We start from the raw sequence: 18,535 nt of genomic DNA, 5'->3' as shown, positions 1-18,535 counted from the left end.
AAATACCAGATGCTATTCGTGGAAATAGTTATCCCGTTATGCAATAGCATAACGGGAAGTCAGTTAAGCAACGATATCTAGAGACTCGGTACTTAATCTAGTGTAGCTACGCGCCCTTTGAGTCAGAGAGATTTTCGCTTTATTTGTTGTTCCGCTAAATCTACCGATTTCAAAACCCAGAGACTTCATGAGTTGCCCAAAATACAGCATCTTTTTATTTGTCGTGCTGTTTTCGTTGAGTGATAGTGGGATGTGAGTATCTTTGTGCAGTGTCCAATTGACTAAGTCCCGATTTTCGATCATCAGATTAACAAACCCCAAAATCTGCTCCCTATGGATCATGATAGAAGGTGATTGAGAATTAAGCTGGTGTCCGTTGAACAGACCCTCATTGATTAAATTCGCCAAGCGGCGATATGTTGAGTACTTGCTGTTATCTTCGTTTGGCGCTGGAACAGAAAATAGCTTGTCGAAGAGCTTTCTGTTCTTAGAAAACAGGAAATGAAACTCGACATCCTCTTTCGTGACTTCAGTCAAATGATAGTAGCTTTTGATTGTATGCTTCGAGATGGCTGCGTTGTCACTGGCTGTGCGCTTATCAGCCATCATAAGCCGCTTCACGTCATGCTGGGTTAAATCGACAGATTGCATAATGGCGTTGACCAACGCCTCTCTGTAAGCTTTTAAATATTGCTTGTTCGTTTTAGACCCACAGCTCTGTGAGTACACTGAGGATGGTAGCGGATCAACATGAAAGCCGAGTTCCTTCAATGTTAGCCATAGATGTAGCCCCAGAGGTGCGGTGAACTGTGATTTCACGTTACCGAATGCAATCTCTAGGTGGTCTGTTGGCGCTGAGTGAATATTCGCATTGTAGACTCTTGCCCTTGTCGGGCGGCAGAAGAAGTCTTGATGGGCATCTACGGTGAAACAAATCTCCTTTGCTTTACGGAATCGACGTGCGAAGTTAACTAGTTCAAATGGATTTAGTGTTTTGTCACAGAATACGACAACTCTATTGGCAAAGTTTTTGACGATTGAGAAGCCTGACCCTAGACAGGGAGAAGCGATAATCGCTTTGTATTTGGAGATTTCTTCATTCGGGTTAGCCAGAAAAGCACGTTGTGCGTCCATTCCTTTATTCTCCCCGTGAATGACTAGCACACCGTCGTTTAGAGCCGCAGTCTCACTATCTAAACCTTGTTTGTCCTCATAACCAAGTTGTTTAACTACTCCTCGAAGTGTCACTAGCGAGTCAAAGAGAAACACCTTGTCCTCCAACAATTTGGACTTGAGATCATCCTGACTATAAAGATACTGATTTTTATCTGTGATAACTGCTTCAATTCCCAGATATGGGTTTTTGTCGCACTGGATTAAAGTCACGTCACCTCGTAAATCCTTCAAGAAGCCTAAACTAATATCGGAAAGATCAGCATCGCCCACAATGACTTGTGGAATGGAGCGAATAATCTCAGACAAGCAATGAAAGACGCGTTGTTTAGGCATTTGTAGTGAATGCTCCGAACACACGACAGTTGAAATTACTTTCTCAAACTCATCAATAATCAAGGTATCAGCATTGTGGCAATATGCTTGGATATGTGCTTTCCACACACTATTGACGACTAATCCCATCGCTTTCGACTGTTCAAGCTGAGTTAAGTTTTGAGTGGTATAGCTGACCGCATGATTTTGAATGCAGTATTGTTCTACTAAAGCCATCAGGTGAGAAAGATATACCACGGATTTATTGTTTTGCTCAGCTAGCTGAGTAATAGGGCCAAAGACGTGTTTCGTTTTACCAGTCCCTGTTGCAGATTTAATCGCAAGGGTTCGCTCATTGGCTAGCGCTTCACACACTTCTGGACAGTCGAGAGTTGAAGTACGGATTGTTTTCGTCGGCGTTCTAAGCTTCATAAAATCTTGAACTGACGAATGATAGTGGTGTAGCTGTAGTTCAAGGCAATCTAAAACTTTGCTTAGGAAATTATTGTCTTTGTGAAGACAGAAACGGTAAGTTCTCAAGCATGATTTAGCATCGGAACAGATCAGAGGAATTGTACGGACTAGTTTTTTAGCTAGCCAGTCAATGATTTCGTCACCCCGCATGCCGCAATTCGTCAACTGATAGCAAAGAGATAGATACTGGATTGTATCGTTGTAGTCTTTCAGACAGTAGAGTCGCTTTGACGCTAAATCATAAAGATCACACCTAGCATGGCGATAATTAATCATCATGAAATCTACAGCTTGATCAGGGAGCTTTTTTGAATCAATGATTAACTTGATGCTATTGAAGCCAGCATCACGGTAATAGCGGATAACTTCAGCCAGGTTGTTTTTGTCGTTGCGAACAGCAACGACCCTGTACTTGTCATGATCGAAGCTTAGAGACTCGCCGCTAAGAATAGCGACTGAGCAGGACTCTGTTGAACGAACCAGTGTATGTTCTGAGGCTTGAGATTGCGCGATAACGTTCATTTATTCTTATTCCTAGTAGAACGTAAAAGTGCAAAGTTTCTAAGTAATATATATAACTAAAGAACTCTGCACTTTTACCAGCATGCTAAAGCATGCAGTAAACAATTGATTTATTTGTGCTTAGTGAGAGTTTTTAGTTATGCGGCTAGTGCATAGAGACTGTTGTCGAAAAGAGACTGTCTTTGCTCAACAAGATGAGAAACGGTTTGATGTAGATCTTTGCCTAGTGCCATGGCTGCGATAATGGCATCGACCTCATGAGACAAGAAACCAACAGAGTTTGCACCAAGGGGAATTGAAGGTGGAAATGTTCCATCGTTAATTTTGCGGTGGAGAGTCGCTCTTGAGAAGGGTACGCGTTGTAGAACGTCAGATTTACGTACGATTTTTAGAAGAGGAGTTGTATTTACAGACATAACGATAACCTATGTTAATTCATGTCTAGCACCGCCTTCATATTCTAATACTTACACTGATCCACTGAAATTTAACTTCAGCAAAGTAATAATAACCTAGGACTGAAACCTTTATGTTGGTAACAGCCTCACCCTTCGCAACAGGAGGGAAGGTGTTGTGTATGTAATAAAATAAAGAAGTCTTAAAAAAAGACTCAGAAAATTAAGTTAGTGCTAAAACAATAAAAAATAGTTAAACCGAAGTTTAACGAGCATAAGGCTGTTGCCGCGGAGCGGACTTTAAATGTCTGTTTCCTATGTAAAAATTAAATATTTAGACGCGATTTAAAATAATGCGGGTGATTCTCATCGTCAATACAAAAACACCCGCATCTTATTGAAAGTGTGATTTGTATCACTTATTTTGATGGTTTTGCTATTGTGTTGGTGTTTTTAGAAGCATCAAGTATGAAGTTGCTCCACCATTCCATTATCTTACGACGCTCCTGAAGGTACTCAGCATTGTTGTAGATGTCACGAATCGTGTTCTTGTCTACGTGTGCTAGACACAGCTCAATAGCATCTTTGTTGAAGCCCTGTTCGTTGAGCGCTGTACTGCCGATTGAGCGTATACCATGGCTCACCAGCTTTCCTGCCATACCTGCACGTTTCATTGCGGCGTTGATACTTTGACTGTTCATGTGTTTGTCTGCTGAGCTAGCGCTTGGGAAAACATATCGTTGACCGAATGATATAGGCTTCATAAAGTTCAATAGCTGTAATGCAGCGTCTGAAAGAGGGATCTTATGGTCACGTTTCATTTTCATTTTATCTCGACCAATGATCCAAAGCCTGTTTTCGAAATCTATCTCATTCCATTCGGCTCTAGTGCACTCATTTGGGCGAGTTAGCGTGTGAAGCTGAAACTCAAAGGCACAACGAGTAGTAAGCTTGATATTTGCCAATGACATTTTTTGCATAAGAATATTTAGCTCATCAGGCTTTATCGTAAGCATGTGTTCAGCTTTTGGCTTTTTGAAAGCTTTCGAGATTTTTTCGAGCCGATTGACTTCAACTTTGCCGCAGTGATGTGCATACGTCATAATCTCGTTCAAGCGCTGACAGACGCGTCTTACTGTTTCTAAAGCTCCTTTCGCTTCACAAGGCCGTAATGTTTGAATCACTGTTGGAGCACTTAATTCGCTAACTGGCATATTTCCTAAGTTAGGGAAAATATGAAGCTCAAGAGAGCGCCAAATGTCATCTGCATAATCATCTGATACATCATGCTTCTTCACTTCAAACCATTCTTCAGCGACAGCTCTTAATGTGTGAGACTGTGCTATCTGAGTATTAAAACGTTGGTTATCTCTGTGAGTCTTAGGATCTACACCCTCTGCTACCAACTGTCGCATGTCTCTTGTTTTTTCTCTCGCGGACGCGAGAGTGATGTCAGGAAATGCACCAAGACTGATGTTCTTACGTTTTTTAGTAGTTGGATGGATATAGTTGAAAATCCAAAGTTTTGCGCCATTGGGCTTTACACGTAAGTACAGACCATTGCCATCGGCAAGCGAATATTCTTTCTCTAAGGGCTTAGCTTTGGTTACTTGAGTCGGTGATAAGGGCTTGATTTGCTTAGCCATTTTAATAGTTCCTTTCTGATGTAACACTAATTTGTGTTGTTATTGGTTAGTGTTACGCAGAATGTTACTAAATGACTGAGATTAAGTGAATCTCGATGAGACGCCCTGAACCACTTAAAGCTAGATAGGACAAGGGTTTAGAAAAGAAAACGGGACGTCCTGAGACGTCCCGTTACTAGTGATTGGTGGAGCTGGCGGGAGTTGAACCCGCGTCCGAAAACCGTTCATCATTGGTACTACATGCTTAGTCGATCTTTAATTTCGCCACCCACCTGCGAACCGACACGCTAATGAATGACTAGCCTGAATTAAAATTCGCCGTTCATCTCTCAGGCGGGAGAATCCGGGCTAGCGCGTTTGGGTTTGATCCCTCGTTATTCCCCGTCTTACGTGCGGAAGCTAGGGCGAGAGAGCTCTTAGCAGGTTATTAAGCTGCTAGTGCGTAGTTTTCGTCGTTTGCGACTATTTTTTTGCGGTTTGTTAACGAGGCCTACCGCACCTCGGCATGCACCTCAGACTTCTGAATTCCCGTCGAATCCTAAATCAGCCCCAGGTAATATTCGCATAGTAACAGAAAAGCATTGGCTGTCCAGTACTATGCGTTTAAGTGGTCAAGATTAACGCAGCGCGCTCTTCATTACGCGTGCTTTTTCTCTTGCCCAGTCTTTTTCTTTTAGATCCGTACGTTTATCGTGCAGCTTTTTACCTTTTGCTACGCCAATTTTTAGTTTCACCCAAGAGCGAGACCAGTACAGTGAGAGGGCCGTTAATGTCATACCTTCACGGTTTACACGTCCGAATAGGTTATCCAGTTCACGACGACTCATTAGTAGTTTACGCACACGTGTGGGATTCGCCACAACGTGTGTCGATGCCTGATTTAAAGGAGTGATTGTCATGCCACTCACAAAGGCTTCACCGTCACGCATAAATACGTAACTTTCAGAAATATTGGCTTTACCTTGGCGAAGGGCTTTCACTTCCCAACCTTGGAGCTCCAAGCCAGCTTCGATTTCATCATCGATGAAATACTCGTGGCGAGCTTTTTTATTCAGCGCGATAGTATTGCTACCCGCTTTTTGTTTCGTTTTTTTCTTTGCCATAATAGCGTCATTATACGGGTTGGATATCGGATAGGAAATCCTTTTATTTGCGCAATCGTGGAATAAAAGTAAAATTGGCGAGTAGCTTTAAATCTGTACATGTATCGATAGGAGTATGTATGAAGCAAGTCAGCCGTTCTGCGCTTGTGTCTTTTAGCGCCGAACAGATGTTCAATCTGGTTAATGATGTTGCTAAATACCCTGAATTTCTGCCTGGTTGCTCGGGCTCTAGAATCATTGAGTCTTCGGGGAATGGTATGGTGGCTTCTGTCGATGTGGCGAAGGCTGGAATCAGCAAAACGTTTACGACTTCAAATGAGTTGATCCCCGGTCAGGCAATTATGATGAACTTGGTGGATGGCCCGTTTAAGACGTTGCGTGGTGGTTGGATTTTTACCGCGCTAGATGAGCAAGCTTGCAAGGTTGAACTAAAGCTTGAGTTTGAATTCTCAAGTAAAATGATTGAGATGGCCTTCGGTAAGATTTTTAACGAGCTTACTAGTAATATGGTAAATGCATTTACTAAACGCGCAAAACAGGTCTACGAGTGTTATGAGTATTGAGTCAGATATGATTCACGTTGAGGTTGTCTATGCTCTTCCTCATGAACAGCGTGTATTTAACTTAGTGGTAAATAATCACGCAACGGTAGAAGAGATCATTCGACAATCCGGTGTATTGGAGTTGTACCCTGAAATTGATTTGTCCAAGAACAAAGTGGGTGTGTTTAGTCGTAACGTGAAGTTAGATGCGACCGTTCGAGATCGAGATCGAATAGAGATTTATCGTCCGTTACTCGCCGATCCGAAAGAGATTCGCCGTAAACGGGCGGAGCAGGCTAAAGCCGAGGGGAGTGCAGACCCAGTCACCGGTGGCAAGCCTAGTTCTGTACGTAAAAATAAGCAGGATTAATATAAACCCAATAGCTCATGTGAGTTACTCAAAGTTTGACTAACGTGATTTCTATAATAATAAAAAACCTCCCAAACGGGAGGTTTTTTTGCAAAAGTCAGTTTACTGAATTTGCTCGTAAAATGCGTCACTTTTTGGAAAGTCACCACTGATGTCTGCGAGTGTGCCTTGGTCATTAAAGTTTACAATCAGATCTTTCTGTACTGGTTCGCCATGGCCAGGAGTATGATGATAGATGTAATACCAAGTGTTTGGATAGCCGTTTTCAATAAGCATTGGCGACCCTAATACGAAGCGAACCTGTGCTTTAGTCATCCCAAACTTTAATTTATCAACCGCACTTTGTTCTACATAGTTGCCTTGGTTGATATCAATACGATAAACCAGTCTTTCCAATACCGAACATCCTGTCAGCAATGTCATTGCTAATGGTACGGCAACTAACCACTTCTTTAATTGCATAATAATTTCTTAGTAACCTTTAAAATACTGCGCTGATAATAAACAAGCTCGACGCAGATGTAAAAAGCTATGCGTCGTATGGTAGACAATCTGACAACGAATTTTGAGTTGAGTTGCATTTATTCACCGATATTAGGCGGTAAATGTCACCACATGACGTATTAGTTAGGTGACGAAGAGCAAATTTCAATCGGAAGTAGGGTGATGGACGCTTTCAGCGGTGAGCAAAGCCTAGTGACTCGTTAGTCGGTTTTGGCGAATTCGCGTAATGCATCACCTGAAAAACGATAATACTCTTTTTCATGAATTAGTGTTGCACCAATTGAGCGGTAAAACTGACCTGCGGTAGGGTTACTACTTTCAGCTGTCCAGTCCAACCTTTGGCATCCACACTTGATCGCCAAAGATGCCAGATACTTCATTAACTTGAGACCAACCCCTTTTCCTCGAACCTTCGAAGATACGAACAGATCTTTTAAGTACATCTGCCCTGAGAGTTTTGGGGCAGGGAACATGACGGTATAAGATGCAAAGCCTACGACGTCATCATTATCGTAAACCGCAATGATATTAACACCAGAATGTTCAGAGAAAACTTGGTTCTTTAGATAATGGACCAGATCGTGTTTTGATGAAGCTTTTTCTTTGAAGTAGTAATGTTCTAACTCAATAAAAATAGGGATGAGATCTAAGCAGTTGGTTTTGTGTATTGCTCTGATATCCATATCTCATCCCTTGTCGATTTATTAAGCGGCGATAAGCAGTTCTTTTGCGTTTGCCAACGTTGAGTCGGTTATTTGACTACCACCAAGTAAGCGAGCTAATTCTGCCACACGTTGTTGTTCATCTAATGCGTGCATTTGGGTTTCGGTTTGGCCTGCTTTGGTTTGCTTAGCTACAAACATTTGTTGATGGCCGCATCCGGCAACTTGAGGGAGGTGAGTGACACACAATACCTGAGTAGATTCGCCAAGCTTGCGTAGCATTTTGCCCACTACGGCAGCTGTTGGGCCACTAATACCTACGTCCACTTCATCGAAGATTAAACTTGGTGTATCTACTTTCTGAGCGGTGATCACTTGGATCGCTAGAGAGATGCGTGATAGCTCACCGCCTGACGCAACTTTTGCTATAGGTTGTAATGGTTGTCCCGGGTTGGTCGATACTAAGAAGCACACGCTGTCCATGCCAAGCGGCGATGGGTGCGTGTTGTCATTGCTAACTTCGATACTGAATACTGCTTTCTCCATGCTCAATTCGTGCATGCTTTGTGTGATCAGTTTGTTCAGTTCTTTTGCGTAACGGCTGCGTGATTTGTGCAGTTTTTCTGCTTGTGTTAGAAAGCTTTGGTACTTGTGTTCTACTTCTTGAGCAAGCTCATCTAAACGTTCATCGGAGCAATCTAACGCTTCTACTTGGGCCAGAAGATCTTGATGATGTTGGTATAGTTCTTCTGGCATTACGTGGTGTTTACGAGCTACAGACATCACTTTAGAAAAACGTTCTTCTACATAAGCCATACGAGCTGGATCAACATCGATGCCATCTAAGTAGCTGCGTAATTCATTCTTCGTTTCTTCAAGTTGAATCATCGCTTCTGACAGCATGTTAGGTAGCTCAGATAGCTTTTCATCTAATTCGGCTAATTGAATTAGGGAGTGATTGGCCGATTGCAAAATACCAAGCGCATTGACTTCTTCACCTTCGTAAATAAGTTCGATGGCTTGCTGACAGGTAGTGGCGAGTTCACCACTGTTGGATAGTCGTTTATGCTCTTGCTCGAGCTCTGCAAATTCTTCTTCACCTAGCGATAACTCATTCAGTTCTTTGATTTGGTATTCAAGCAACTGTTTTTGCGCCTGGTTTTGCTGGCTATTTTCTTTTAGCTGCTTGAGGTTATTATCCGCCTGACGCCAATGCTGGTAAGCACTTCGTGTGCTTTTTAGTAGGTTTAAATGCCCAGCATATTGGTCGAGCATGGCCATTTGGTGCTCACTTTTCATCAATTGATGATGAGCGTGCTGCCCATGGATATTGATAAGTAGCTGCCCTAGAGATTTGAGTTGTGATAGTGGAACAGGGCTGCCATTAATGAAGGCTCTTGAGCGGCCTTCTTTTGTGATAATACGACGCAAAATACACTCACTGCCATCTAGCAGATCGTTATCTTCTAACCAACGTGTTGCATGTAAGTTGTTGTCCAATAAAAAAGCGGCGCTAACTTCGGTTTTCTCTTCACCTTGTCGCACCATGCCGGCATCGGCTCGTCCGCCTAAGCAGATCCCTAAAGCATCGATAGCAATGGATTTACCCGCGCCTGTTTCACCTGTAATGGTGGTCATGCCCTTAGAAAGCTCGAGTTGTAAAGACTTAACAATCGCAAAATTATTAACACTTAGATGAGCCAGCATTTTATTTACCTGTATAACTGAACAATACTGTATAAGAGAACAGTATATACTGTTTCTTTATACAGTAAAGTCAGGTAAGGAAAATTTTCTTTGTAGGCTGTTTTTTTGTGATGAAGTGGGAAAAATGAGCCGATGTGATTACAACGACTCATTAAAATTGAACAGGTTACGGACGAGTTGGGTTAATCGTTAGTGGTTCTAGTGTGACGACTGCATTCACACCCGCACCTGGGTGATCCACGTATGAAGTATCTTGCATTAGAGTGTAGTATACGTCGACGAAGTCATCATCATTCGTGAGTACACCATCGGGGATAGTGTCGATGATCTTGTTCGTGATTTGCGGAATAATCGCGTAAGCCTGAACTTCTGGATCTGGAATCGCTTTCAATACTTCTTCGGCAACTTGAACAAGGAGTTTTGCCAATTGTTTATAGTCTGTGCCGTCATCTTGCTCCATGAGCACAATGTCTGCCGCACCCCAGCGGTAACGAGACCAGTGAATAATGATCTGATTTGGATAGTAATCTTGGTTATCGTAGTCTAAGTATGGAAGCTCCACCAAATCGAGAGTAGGTTCATCACGACTTGGATTGACGCCCGTTACGATAGCGTAGATTTCTGCCTTGCCAGAGATCCAAGGTTCTTTGTCATCGGCTAGACGGATCTTTTTCAACTGCGTGGTTTGAATTGGAGCCGCTTCGCCTACTGCGCTACTTGACAATAGCGGTGTATTTTGGCGTTGTTCATCAGCAATATATGGTTGAACTAAAGCTGGTTGACCGAGTTTTTTCATCTCAGCTTGCATAGCTTGCAAGCCTGCTTTTAGCTCTGCAGAGCTATTGTTATCAACGACAAGTACAGGTACCTCAGGGAGCTGGTAAACATCGAGTTGATGGACGTTGCCATAAACATCAAATGCTTCGATGTATTGCCAATTCTCATCATCACCACTTGGTTCAAATGCAAATAATGGCTCGACCTCGCCACTTTGCCATGCTGTTATCATGGCTTCATTTGCCAAGCGAACTTCTAACAACTGATCTGAGTATTCAGAAATACCTTTCCAGCTACGAATTTGAGTGTCAGCTTGTACAAGCTGGCGGCTGAACTCTGAGTTAGGGTTTTGCTTAACAAATGCTGATACAGACACGTTAGTCTGTTGCGGAGTAATATCTCTTCTCAACATGGGTTCAATGGCAGCATAGTTCTCACTCAATTGTTGAGCTAGGGCACGCTTCGTCTTAGTGATATCTTCCGCTTTTGCGTTGGACACACTGTTGACTTGCGTTTCCTCTGATTGGCAGCCAATAAGTGCTAATGTACTGAGAACAGACAGAATGATGGTTTTCTTCATAATATGTCCTTTATTGATTGTATGAAATAGAGTTAATACTCTATTCATGATGAGAATATCACCGGACATAGATCATTGAATTTGCTTTTCTATCTTTTGTGTAAAGTTTGCCCACAGGATCAAAATTTATAAGCTTCTCTTTAATGATGACAAATATCGTGTCGCCTCACTACTTTGTGTCTATTTCTTGTCTAAGAAAGCCAAAAGCCAGTAGCAATTGAGCTGCTGGCTTTTTTATTGAAGTTATTGCCCTGAGTAACAAGTGTTAGAACAATTTACTAGACCAGCCAAGCTTATTCCGTAAGACGTGATAGTAGCTGTAGTCTTTTGGATGGATGAGCTTTAGTACATTTGGACTTTGATAGATGTGAATTTCGTCGCCAGGGGTAACTGGAAGTGAGACTTGTCCATCACAGCTAACTTCTTGTGTTCCACGGTTTTCTGGTGATACCACCAATTTAATTCGACGTTTTCCATCAACCACCAAAGGTCGACTCGACAATGTATGAGGGAACATTGGCACGAGTGAAATGGCATTCAAGCTAGGAGAAAGAATTGGGCCGCCGCCAGAAAGTGAATATGCCGTCGAGCCAGTCGGAGTAGAGACAATCAAACCGTCGGCCCGTAAAGAGAAGGCGAAGCTTTCATCAATATACACTTCAAATTCAATCATATGAGCAATTTGCCCTGGGTGAAGTACGGCTTCGTTTAGCGCAGCGTTATGGCTCTTTATTTGTCCGTGGCGGTGTACTTCCGCCTCTAAAAGAAAACGCTCCTCTTCAATGTACTCACCGTCGAGTACCGCTTGCAGAGACGCTTGGAAGTCGTCTGGGTTCAAGTCAGTTAAGAAGCCCAAATTTCCGCGGTTCACGCCTATAACTGGTACATCAAATCGGGATAAAATTCTTGCTGCACCTAGCATGTTGCCATCGCCACCAACCACAATGGCTAGATCGGCATTTTTTCCTAGTTCAACTAAGCTAGCAAACTGACTCTGTGGGATATCATCCAGTATTGCGGCAAGGCGATCGTCAATGAATACTTTATAGCCCTCAGAGGTCAACCATTGGTACAACTCTTTATGAGTTTGAATTGCTTGTTGATCTCTTGGTTTTCCGATAATCGCGATCACGTTACATGGATTTTTCATAGCATTTCCGCATTAAAGAGGCTTGAATCAGGAATCTTCATCCCCATAATAATGGCAAGTCACCTAAATATGCGAATTTTTATGTGGTTAAAGCCCGCAAAAACGCGCATGGCTTTAAGGGCATTATGTTGAATTCTGGAGATATCATGAGCAACGAAGAAAACAAAGTTACAGAAGAAGAGCTTGATCAAATCATCGAAGAGGCTGAAAAAGTAGAAGCTGAAGCACAAGAAGTTGAAGCTGAGCTTGAAGAGCTTGGTGATGAGACAGACGCTAAGATTGCTCAACTAGAAGCGGCACTATTGTCTAGCGAGGCAAAAGTAAAAGAGCAACAAGATGCGGTGTTGCGTTCTAAAGCTGAAGTAGAAAACATGCGTCGTCGCACTGAGCAAGAGATCGATAAAGCACGTAAGTTTGCGTTGAACAAGTTTGCAGAAGAGCTGCTTCCTGTTATTGATAACCTAGAGCGTGCAATTCAAGCGGCAGATACAGAGAATGAAACTGTGAAGCCGTTCCTAGAAGGCGTTGAACTAACACATAAAACGTTTGTAGACGTTGTCGCGAAATTTGGCTTGAAAGCAATCAACCCTGAAGGTGAAGCATTCAATCCAGAGTTCCATCAAGCGATGTCGATTCAGGAGAGCCCTGATCATGAATCAAACACTGTTATGTTTGTTATGCAAAAAGGTTACGAACTAAACGGTCGTGTGATTCGTCCGGCAATGGTAATGGTTGCTAAGTAACTTTAACTACCTGTTTTTTAAATATAAAAGCGCCCATCATTTTTGATGGGCGCTTTTTTGTTTTAAACATAAATGACTGCATCGAACTTCGTTGTATATCGATAAATGAAAATTTGATCCCCTTCATATTTTTTCCTATTGGTTAATTATTTTCCTATAGGAGATTTTCTCTCATCTCGCTGCGTGTTTATTAACGGAAAGGGCTATAAGTGATTGTAATCATTCGTTGTGTGAATATTTGTTCTGCATAGGAATGTAAATATAGTCATTTTTTCTAAAACAATGTCGTTAACAAAAATGTAAATTATCACTTTATTTTGTAACTTCGGTGTGTATGATTTGCGACTAATGCTTTAAAAGTGAGCATATATAACTACAAAAATGTAAATAGTAAACACAACATATCGGAGATTTATAATGGATAAATCGCTTTCTAGTAAGATTTTTATAGGCTTGTTTGCCGGCCTTGTGCTGGGGACAGCAATTCAGTACTTATTTAGCGGTATTGCGATTTTTGATACATACCTACTTGGAGCAGCAGAAGGTGTTGGCGGCATGTTCGTCTCACTGATCAAATTGCTTGTTGTTCCTTTAGTTTACGTTTCAATCGTATGCGGCATTGTTGACTTGAAAGACATCAGTGCATTTGGTCGTCTTGGTGGAAAAACTTTTACCCTTTACATTCTTAACACCATCATTGCGATTACGGCGGCTTTGACTGTCGGCTTGATCTTCCAGCCAGGAGCGGGCGCTAATCTAGCAGGAACTGTATCTGAGGCTGTACAGCTGACAACGACAGAGACGCCGGACATTTTCTCTTTAGTTGTTAACATTGTTCCTAGCAATCCTGTACAAGCGTTTGCTAGCGGCGACATGCTGCAAATCATCTTTATGGCAATTTTGACGGGGCTTGCAATTCAAGCTTTGGATTCTCGTGGTGGCCCAGCTATTCGCACATTCAAAATGGCAAATGAAATCATGATGAAATTGGTTGGATTAGTGATGAGTCTTGCACCATATGGTGTGTTCGCACTAATGATTCAACTAGGTGCAACGCTAAACGCCAATACATTAATGTCCGTTGCCGGTTACGTGGCTTTGGTGGTTGCGATGTTGGTGTTCTGGATCTTCTTCTTCTACCCAATGGCAGTGAGTATTGCGACAGGAACTTCTCCAAAGACTTTCCTACGTGCAACTCGTGAGCAGATTCTTTTCTCTCTATCTACCGCGAGCTCAAACGCGACTATCCCGGTAACGATGCGCACACTGACAGAAAAGCTTCAGGTCTCTAAATCGGTTGCTGGCTTCGGTGTACCACTGGGCGCAACGATGAATATGTCTGGTGTTTCTATCTATATTGCTCTAGCAACGATGTTTGTTGCGAACGCTTTTGGCCAGCCAATTAACACCGCAGACATCTTCACACTTGGCTTAACTATTCTTCTGTTATCTATTGGTGCTGGCGGTGTTCCTGGGGGCGGCGTGGTAATGGTAGGCGTTTTGCTTCACCAACTAGGTTTACCACCTGAAGGTTTAGCAATCATTGCAGCGGTCGACCGTATTAATGATATGTTCTGTACATCATCTAACGTTGTCGGCGACACGGCAGTGAACACCATTGTTGCAAAAACAGAAGGTGAGATCGGTAAAGAAGAAGGGGTTGATGCTGAGCCTGCTCAAGCGAACGCCTAATACCTTGAATAATTTATTTTAACCCTAATATTGAAGCGAGCTCTTATGAGCTCGTTTTTTATTTAGGAAGAGTCGGACATAAATAAATTTATCTGGGAAATGACGTTTTGTTGCGCTACAGCAGTGTGACGAGTTCCCAACTAATCAGAAAGAAACACATAAATTTCGAAAAAAGACGCTTTTTTTTAATTCTGCCCTTGAAAAGCATTTTGCCGCCCTTATCTATGTGGCATAGAGAAGCAAACATTGATTATTTTTGTTTGTGAGCAAGGGTTGAAACCCGATTCTCCTCCCCCCACATTGGGGTTATAACCAAACGAAAATAGAATTTATTCGGAGATAGCCAGATGGGTAAAATCATTGGTATTGACTTAGGTACTACTAACTCATGTGTTGCTGTATTAGACGGCGACAAACCACGTGTAATTGAAAACGCAGAGGGCGAACGTACTACTGCATCGGTTATTGCTTACACTGACGGTGAGACGCTAGTAGGTCAACCAGCGAAACGTCAAGCAGTAACTAACCCAGAAAACACGCTATTTGCAATTAAGCGTCTAATCGGTCGTCGTTTTGAAGACGAAGAAGTTCAGCGTGACATCGAAATCATGCCTTACAAAATCGTTAAGGCTGACAACGGTGATGCTTGGGTAGAAGCGAAAGGCCAAAAAATGGCAGCTCCTCAGGTTTCTGCTGAAGTTCTTAAGAAAATGAAGAAAACTGCTGAAGACTTCCTTGGTGAGGAAGTAACTGGCGCAGTTATCACAGTACCTGCTTACTTTAACGATGCTCAGCGTCAAGCGACAAAAGATGCTGGCCGTATCGCAGGTCTAGAAGTTAAACGTATCATCAACGAACCAACAGCAGCTGCGCTAGCTTACGGTCTTGATAAGAAAGGCGGCGATCGCACTATCGCGGTATACGACCTTGGTGGTGGTACATTCGATATTTCAATCATCGAAATCGATGAAGTTGAAGGCGAGAAAACATTCGAAGTTCTAGCAACTAACGGTGATACTCACCTAGGTGGTGAAGACTTTGATAACCGTCTAATCAACTACTTGGTTGATGAGTTCAACAAAGAGCAAGGCATCAACCTTAAGAACGACCCACTAGCAATGCAGCGTGTTAAAGAAGCAGCAGAGAAAGCGAAAATCGAGCTTTCTTCTACTTCTCAAACAGACGTAAACCTACCTTACGTTACTGCAGATGCAACTGGTCCTAAGCACATGAACATTAAAGTGACTCGTGCAAAACTAGAATCTCTAGTTGAAGACCTAGTACAACGCTCTCTTGAACCATTAAAAGTAGCTCTAGCTGACGCTGACCTATCAGTAAACGACATCACTGACGTAATCCTAGTTGGTGGTCAGACTCGTATGCCAATGGTTCAAGCGAAAGTTGCTGAGTTCTTTGGTAAAGAAGCGCGCCGTGACGTAAACCCTGACGAAGCAGTAGCAATGGGTGCTGCAGTTCAAGGTGGTGTACTTGCTGGTGACGTTAAAGACGTACTACTACTAGACGTAACTCCACTGTCTCTAGGTATCGAGACAATGGGTGGCGTGATGACTAAGTTAGTTGAGAAGAACACAACTATCCCAACTAAAGCGAACCAAGTTTTCTCTACAGCGGAAGACAACCAGAGCGCGGTAACTATCCACGTTCTACAAGGTGAGCGTAAGCAAGCGATGTACAACAAGTCTCTAGGCCAATTTAACCTAGAAGGCATCCAGCCTGCACCACGTGGTATGCCACAAATCGAGGTTACGTTTGACCTTGATGCGGACGGTATCCTACACGTATCTGCGAAAGACAAGCAGACTGGTAAAGAGCAGAAGATCACTATCCAAGCTTCTGGCGGTCTAAGCGATGAAGACATCGAGAAAATGGTTCAAGAAGCAGAAGCTAACAAAGAAGCGGACAAGAAGTTCGAAGAGCTAGCGACTGCACGTAACCAAGCTGACCAAATGATTCACGGTACTCGCAAGCAAGTAGAAGAAGCTGGTGAAGCGCTACCTGCAGAAGAGAAAGAGAAGATTGAAGCAGCAATTTCTGAGCTAGAAACAGCACGTAAAGGCGAAGACAAAGATGCTATCGATGCTAAAGTTCAAGCACTAATGACTGCTTCTCAAAAGCTGATGGAAATCGCTCAACAACAAGCTCAAGCGCAGCAAGCACAAGGTGCTGACGCAGGTGCACAGTCTAAAGAAGACGACGTTGTAGATGCTGAGTTCGAAGAAGTTAAAGACGACAAGAAATAATATTTCTTAACCAGATGGCTGCATAGCCATCTGGGGTCGATAAGACTTCGTGTGCGGGCGTTTGGGGCAACTCTTACGCCCGTCTGTTTGTAAACGCTGTCTTTCTAGTTAAGTATGTTGCAGACAAGTGCACTTACCTAGAACGATACAAACACCAAGCGGTGAATCGATGCCGTTTGTAGTAATTAACTGGTGACGAAGAACATGTCAAAACGTGATTTTTACGAAGTATTAGGCGTAAGCCGTGATGCCTCAGAGCGCGATATCAAAAAGGCGTATAAGCGTCTAGCGATGAAATTCCACCCAGACCGAAACCAGGGTGATGATTCTGCGGCGGACAAGTTTAAAGAAGTAAAAGAAGCGTACGAAGTTCTGACCGACCCTCAAAAGAAAGCGGCGTACGACCAATACGGTCATGCTGCTTTTGAACAAGGCGGCGGTGGTTTCGGTGGCGGCGGCTTTGGCGGCGGCGGTGCTGATTTCGGCGACATCTTTGGCGATGTATTCGGTGACATCTTTGGTGGTGGTCGTCGTGGCGGTGGTGGCCACCGTGCCCAGCGAGGTGCTGACCTACGTTACAACATGGAATTAACGCTAGAAGAAGCAGTTCGTGGTGTAACGAAAGAGATCGAAGTACCGACACTAGTACACTGTGATACCTGTGATGGTAGTGGCGCGAAGAAAGGTTCATCTGCTGAAACATGTGGTACCTGTCATGGTCATGGTCAAGTACAGATGCGACAAGGCTTCTTCGCAGTGCAACAAACCTGTCCTACCTGTCACGGTAAAGGTAAAATCATTAAAGACCCTTGTAATGAGTGTCATGGTCAAGGTCGTAAGCAGAAAACAAAAACACTTAACGTTAAGATCCCAGCAGGTGTTGATACTGGCGACCGTATTCGTCTATCTGGCGAAGGTGAAGCGGGAGAAATGGGGGCGCCTGCTGGCGACTTATATGTACAAGTGCACGTGAAAGAGCACCATATCTTCGAGCGTGATGGCAACAACCTATACTGTGAAGTGCCAGTAAGCTTTGCGATGGCGGCTCTAGGTGGTGAAGTTGAAGTGCCAACTCTAGATGGTCGCGTAAGCCTAAAAGTACCTTCAGAAACGCAAACAGGTCGTATGTTCCGCATGCGTGGTAAAGGTGTGAAAGGCGTTCGCGGTGGCGGTGTTGGTGATCTTATTGTGAAGTTGGTTGTTGAAACACCAGTAAACCTAAGCTCACGCCAAAAAGAACTGCTCAAAGAGTTTGAAGAGTCTTGTGGTGGTGAAGCGGCGACAAAGCACAAGCCTAAATCAGAAGGCTTTTTCAACGGTGTGAAAAAGTTCTTTGATGATTTAACCAGCTAAGACGTTAGTGAAAAGCACAAATACAAAGGCCTGCTAAAATGCAGGCCTTTTTGCATCTCGGTGTTCTTGCTAGTTCCAGCAATCACTTGGTTCTTCGACATTTGTTGACGTTAAAGTAATCGTTTTAGAACCAGTCAAGCACTCGTCGTCGTCTTGTCCCAGAGCCGATTTTGCTGTTGCTGTAATGGTATAGGCCGTACTTGCAGAGCTCGCAATATCGAAAGAAAATCTATTTGTGTCTGAGTCACATAGAGTGCATGTGCCTCCAGAGAGAATATGACTCCAGTCGTACCCACCATCATAAGATGTCTCTAGCTCTAGCTGAATTCGACTAAGATCGCTCAAGGCAACCGTCCTATGAGACTTGATTACATGATTAGTGTAAGAGGGGTATGCGACTGCAGCAATGATCCCGACAATCACTACAGCTACCAGTAATTCGATCAATGTCATCCCTCTCAATCCTTTTTTGTAGCCGTTACAACGAGAAATTCGAATCATCACGAGTAGTTTCCTTTTCACTTTTCCGCCTATTTTTGGCAGGTGATAGCATCTGTGCAAGATGA

General features: G+C 43.2%; 16 protein-coding genes and 1 other RNA gene. 6 read left to right on the top strand and 11 right to left on the bottom strand.

Annotated elements, in window-relative coordinates:
• Nucleotides 1-63: 63 nt before the first annotated feature.
• The 5 genes from R8O70_RS07830 to smpB all read right to left on the bottom strand — a co-directional run bounded on the left by R8O70_RS07830 (nucleotide 64) and on the right by smpB (nucleotide 5,628).
• Nucleotides 64-2,484 carry a DEAD/DEAH box helicase gene (locus tag R8O70_RS07830; protein ID WP_025506825.1) on the bottom strand — a complete coding sequence of 807 codons (2,421 nt, stop codon included), beginning with the start codon at nucleotides 2,482-2,484 and terminating at the stop codon, nucleotides 64-66.
• Nucleotides 2,485-2,621: 137 nt separating this feature from the next.
• Nucleotides 2,622-2,900, bottom strand: a complete 279-nt coding sequence (locus R8O70_RS07825; RefSeq protein WP_025506824.1) for a helix-turn-helix transcriptional regulator — start codon at nucleotides 2,898-2,900, stop codon at nucleotides 2,622-2,624.
• 398 nt (nucleotides 2,901-3,298) lie between these two features.
• Nucleotides 3,299-4,525, bottom strand: a complete 1,227-nt coding sequence (locus R8O70_RS07820) for an integrase domain-containing protein (RefSeq protein ID WP_025506822.1) — start codon at nucleotides 4,523-4,525, stop codon at nucleotides 3,299-3,301.
• Between the two features lie 183 nt (nucleotides 4,526-4,708).
• Nucleotides 4,709-5,076, bottom strand: a transfer-messenger RNA (tmRNA) gene (gene ssrA, locus R8O70_RS07815).
• Between the two features lie 66 nt (nucleotides 5,077-5,142).
• Nucleotides 5,143-5,628: an SsrA-binding protein SmpB gene (gene smpB / locus R8O70_RS07810; RefSeq protein ID WP_005381642.1), complete on the bottom strand. Its 486-nt coding sequence runs from the start codon at nucleotides 5,626-5,628 to the stop codon at nucleotides 5,143-5,145.
• A 119-nt stretch (nucleotides 5,629-5,747) separates the two neighbouring features.
• Here smpB and R8O70_RS07805 point away from each other — a divergent pair, with 119 nt between their 5' ends.
• Nucleotides 5,748-6,191: an SRPBCC family protein gene (locus tag R8O70_RS07805; RefSeq protein ID WP_005381641.1), complete on the top strand. Its 444-nt coding sequence runs from the start codon at nucleotides 5,748-5,750 to the stop codon at nucleotides 6,189-6,191.
• Nucleotides 6,181-6,540: an RnfH family protein gene (locus R8O70_RS07800; RefSeq protein ID WP_005381640.1), complete on the top strand. Its 360-nt coding sequence runs from the start codon at nucleotides 6,181-6,183 to the stop codon at nucleotides 6,538-6,540. Before R8O70_RS07805 ends, R8O70_RS07800 begins: the two co-directional genes overlap by 11 nt.
• Nucleotides 6,541-6,642: 102 nt before the next feature.
• On the opposite strand, the gene bamE is transcribed toward R8O70_RS07800, so the two are convergent.
• The 5 genes from bamE to nadK all read right to left on the bottom strand — a co-directional run bounded on the left by bamE (nucleotide 6,643) and on the right by nadK (nucleotide 11,920).
• Nucleotides 6,643-7,002, bottom strand: coding sequence for an outer membrane protein assembly factor BamE (gene bamE / locus R8O70_RS07795; RefSeq protein ID WP_017820585.1), 360 nt, complete (start codon nucleotides 7,000-7,002; stop codon nucleotides 6,643-6,645).
• A gap of 242 nt (nucleotides 7,003-7,244) precedes the next feature.
• Complete coding sequence (locus R8O70_RS07790) at nucleotides 7,245-7,727, bottom strand: GNAT family N-acetyltransferase (RefSeq protein ID WP_258623769.1); 483 nt, start codon at nucleotides 7,725-7,727, stop codon at nucleotides 7,245-7,247.
• A 21-nt stretch (nucleotides 7,728-7,748) separates the two neighbouring features.
• Entirely contained in the window at nucleotides 7,749-9,413 is a 1,665-nt protein-coding gene (recN, locus tag R8O70_RS07785) for a DNA repair protein RecN (protein WP_258623767.1), read from the bottom strand.
• A gap of 166 nt (nucleotides 9,414-9,579) precedes the next feature.
• Nucleotides 9,580-10,770 (bottom strand): DUF3103 domain-containing protein, encoded by a 1,191-nt coding sequence (locus R8O70_RS07780; protein WP_005381632.1) that lies wholly within the window; start codon nucleotides 10,768-10,770, stop codon nucleotides 9,580-9,582.
• A 265-nt stretch (nucleotides 10,771-11,035) separates the two neighbouring features.
• Nucleotides 11,036-11,920, bottom strand: coding sequence for an NAD(+) kinase (gene nadK / locus R8O70_RS07775; RefSeq protein WP_005381631.1), 885 nt, complete (start codon nucleotides 11,918-11,920; stop codon nucleotides 11,036-11,038).
• 146 nt (nucleotides 11,921-12,066) lie between these two features.
• Here nadK and grpE point away from each other — a divergent pair, with 146 nt between their 5' ends.
• From grpE to dnaJ, 4 genes are all read left to right on the top strand, one after another.
• Nucleotides 12,067-12,663: a nucleotide exchange factor GrpE gene (gene grpE, locus R8O70_RS07770; RefSeq protein ID WP_021034134.1), complete on the top strand. Its 597-nt coding sequence runs from the start codon at nucleotides 12,067-12,069 to the stop codon at nucleotides 12,661-12,663.
• Nucleotides 12,664-13,080: 417 nt separating this feature from the next.
• Nucleotides 13,081-14,355 (top strand): dicarboxylate/amino acid:cation symporter, encoded by a 1,275-nt coding sequence (locus R8O70_RS07765; RefSeq protein WP_005381625.1) that lies wholly within the window; start codon nucleotides 13,081-13,083, stop codon nucleotides 14,353-14,355.
• A 347-nt stretch (nucleotides 14,356-14,702) separates the two neighbouring features.
• Nucleotides 14,703-16,616: a molecular chaperone DnaK gene (gene dnaK, locus R8O70_RS07760; protein WP_149192387.1), complete on the top strand. Its 1,914-nt coding sequence runs from the start codon at nucleotides 14,703-14,705 to the stop codon at nucleotides 16,614-16,616.
• A gap of 204 nt (nucleotides 16,617-16,820) precedes the next feature.
• The gene (gene dnaJ / locus R8O70_RS07755) at nucleotides 16,821-17,969 is read left to right on the top strand and encodes a molecular chaperone DnaJ (protein ID WP_005381620.1); all 1,149 of its coding nucleotides are present in this window, start codon (nucleotides 16,821-16,823) and stop codon (nucleotides 17,967-17,969) included.
• Nucleotides 17,970-18,038: 69 nt separating this feature from the next.
• On the opposite strand, the gene R8O70_RS07750 is transcribed toward dnaJ, so the two are convergent.
• Nucleotides 18,039-18,470 carry a type IV pilin protein gene (locus R8O70_RS07750; protein WP_017820588.1) on the bottom strand — a complete coding sequence of 144 codons (432 nt, stop codon included), beginning with the start codon at nucleotides 18,468-18,470 and terminating at the stop codon, nucleotides 18,039-18,041.
• Between the last annotated feature and the right edge of the window lie 65 nt (nucleotides 18,471-18,535).

The organism is Vibrio sp. 779(2023), from assembly GCF_033344285.1.
Taxonomy (GTDB): Bacteria; Pseudomonadota; Gammaproteobacteria; order Enterobacterales; family Vibrionaceae; genus Vibrio; species Vibrio alginolyticus.
Note: the sequence above shows the minus strand (reverse complement) of the source record. Positions and strands in the feature narration are given on the sequence as shown.

Coding starts and splice junctions, on each gene's coding strand:
- R8O70_RS07830 (WP_025506825.1), bottom strand. CDS start 2,484: ATGAACGTTATCGCGCAATCTCAAGCCTCAGAACATACACTGGTTCGT.
- R8O70_RS07825 (WP_025506824.1), bottom strand. CDS start 2,900: ATGTCTGTAAATACAACTCCTCTTCTAAAAATCGTACGTAAATCTGAC.
- R8O70_RS07820 (WP_025506822.1), bottom strand. CDS start 4,525: ATGGCTAAGCAAATCAAGCCCTTATCACCGACTCAAGTAACCAAAGCT.
- smpB (WP_005381642.1), bottom strand. CDS start 5,628: ATGGCAAAGAAAAAAACGAAACAAAAAGCGGGTAGCAATACTATCGCG.
- R8O70_RS07805 (WP_005381641.1), top strand. CDS start 5,748: ATGAAGCAAGTCAGCCGTTCTGCGCTTGTGTCTTTTAGCGCCGAACAG.
- R8O70_RS07800 (WP_005381640.1), top strand. CDS start 6,181: ATGAGTATTGAGTCAGATATGATTCACGTTGAGGTTGTCTATGCTCTT.
- bamE (WP_017820585.1), bottom strand. CDS start 7,002: ATGCAATTAAAGAAGTGGTTAGTTGCCGTACCATTAGCAATGACATTG.
- R8O70_RS07790 (WP_258623769.1), bottom strand. CDS start 7,727: ATGGATATCAGAGCAATACACAAAACCAACTGCTTAGATCTCATCCCT.
- recN (WP_258623767.1), bottom strand. CDS start 9,413: ATGCTGGCTCATCTAAGTGTTAATAATTTTGCGATTGTTAAGTCTTTA.
- R8O70_RS07780 (WP_005381632.1), bottom strand. CDS start 10,770: ATGAAGAAAACCATCATTCTGTCTGTTCTCAGTACATTAGCACTTATT.
- nadK (WP_005381631.1), bottom strand. CDS start 11,920: ATGAAAAATCCATGTAACGTGATCGCGATTATCGGAAAACCAAGAGAT.
- grpE (WP_021034134.1), top strand. CDS start 12,067: ATGAGCAACGAAGAAAACAAAGTTACAGAAGAAGAGCTTGATCAAATC.
- R8O70_RS07765 (WP_005381625.1), top strand. CDS start 13,081: ATGGATAAATCGCTTTCTAGTAAGATTTTTATAGGCTTGTTTGCCGGC.
- dnaK (WP_149192387.1), top strand. CDS start 14,703: ATGGGTAAAATCATTGGTATTGACTTAGGTACTACTAACTCATGTGTT.
- dnaJ (WP_005381620.1), top strand. CDS start 16,821: ATGTCAAAACGTGATTTTTACGAAGTATTAGGCGTAAGCCGTGATGCC.
- R8O70_RS07750 (WP_017820588.1), bottom strand. CDS start 18,470: ATGATTCGAATTTCTCGTTGTAACGGCTACAAAAAAGGATTGAGAGGG.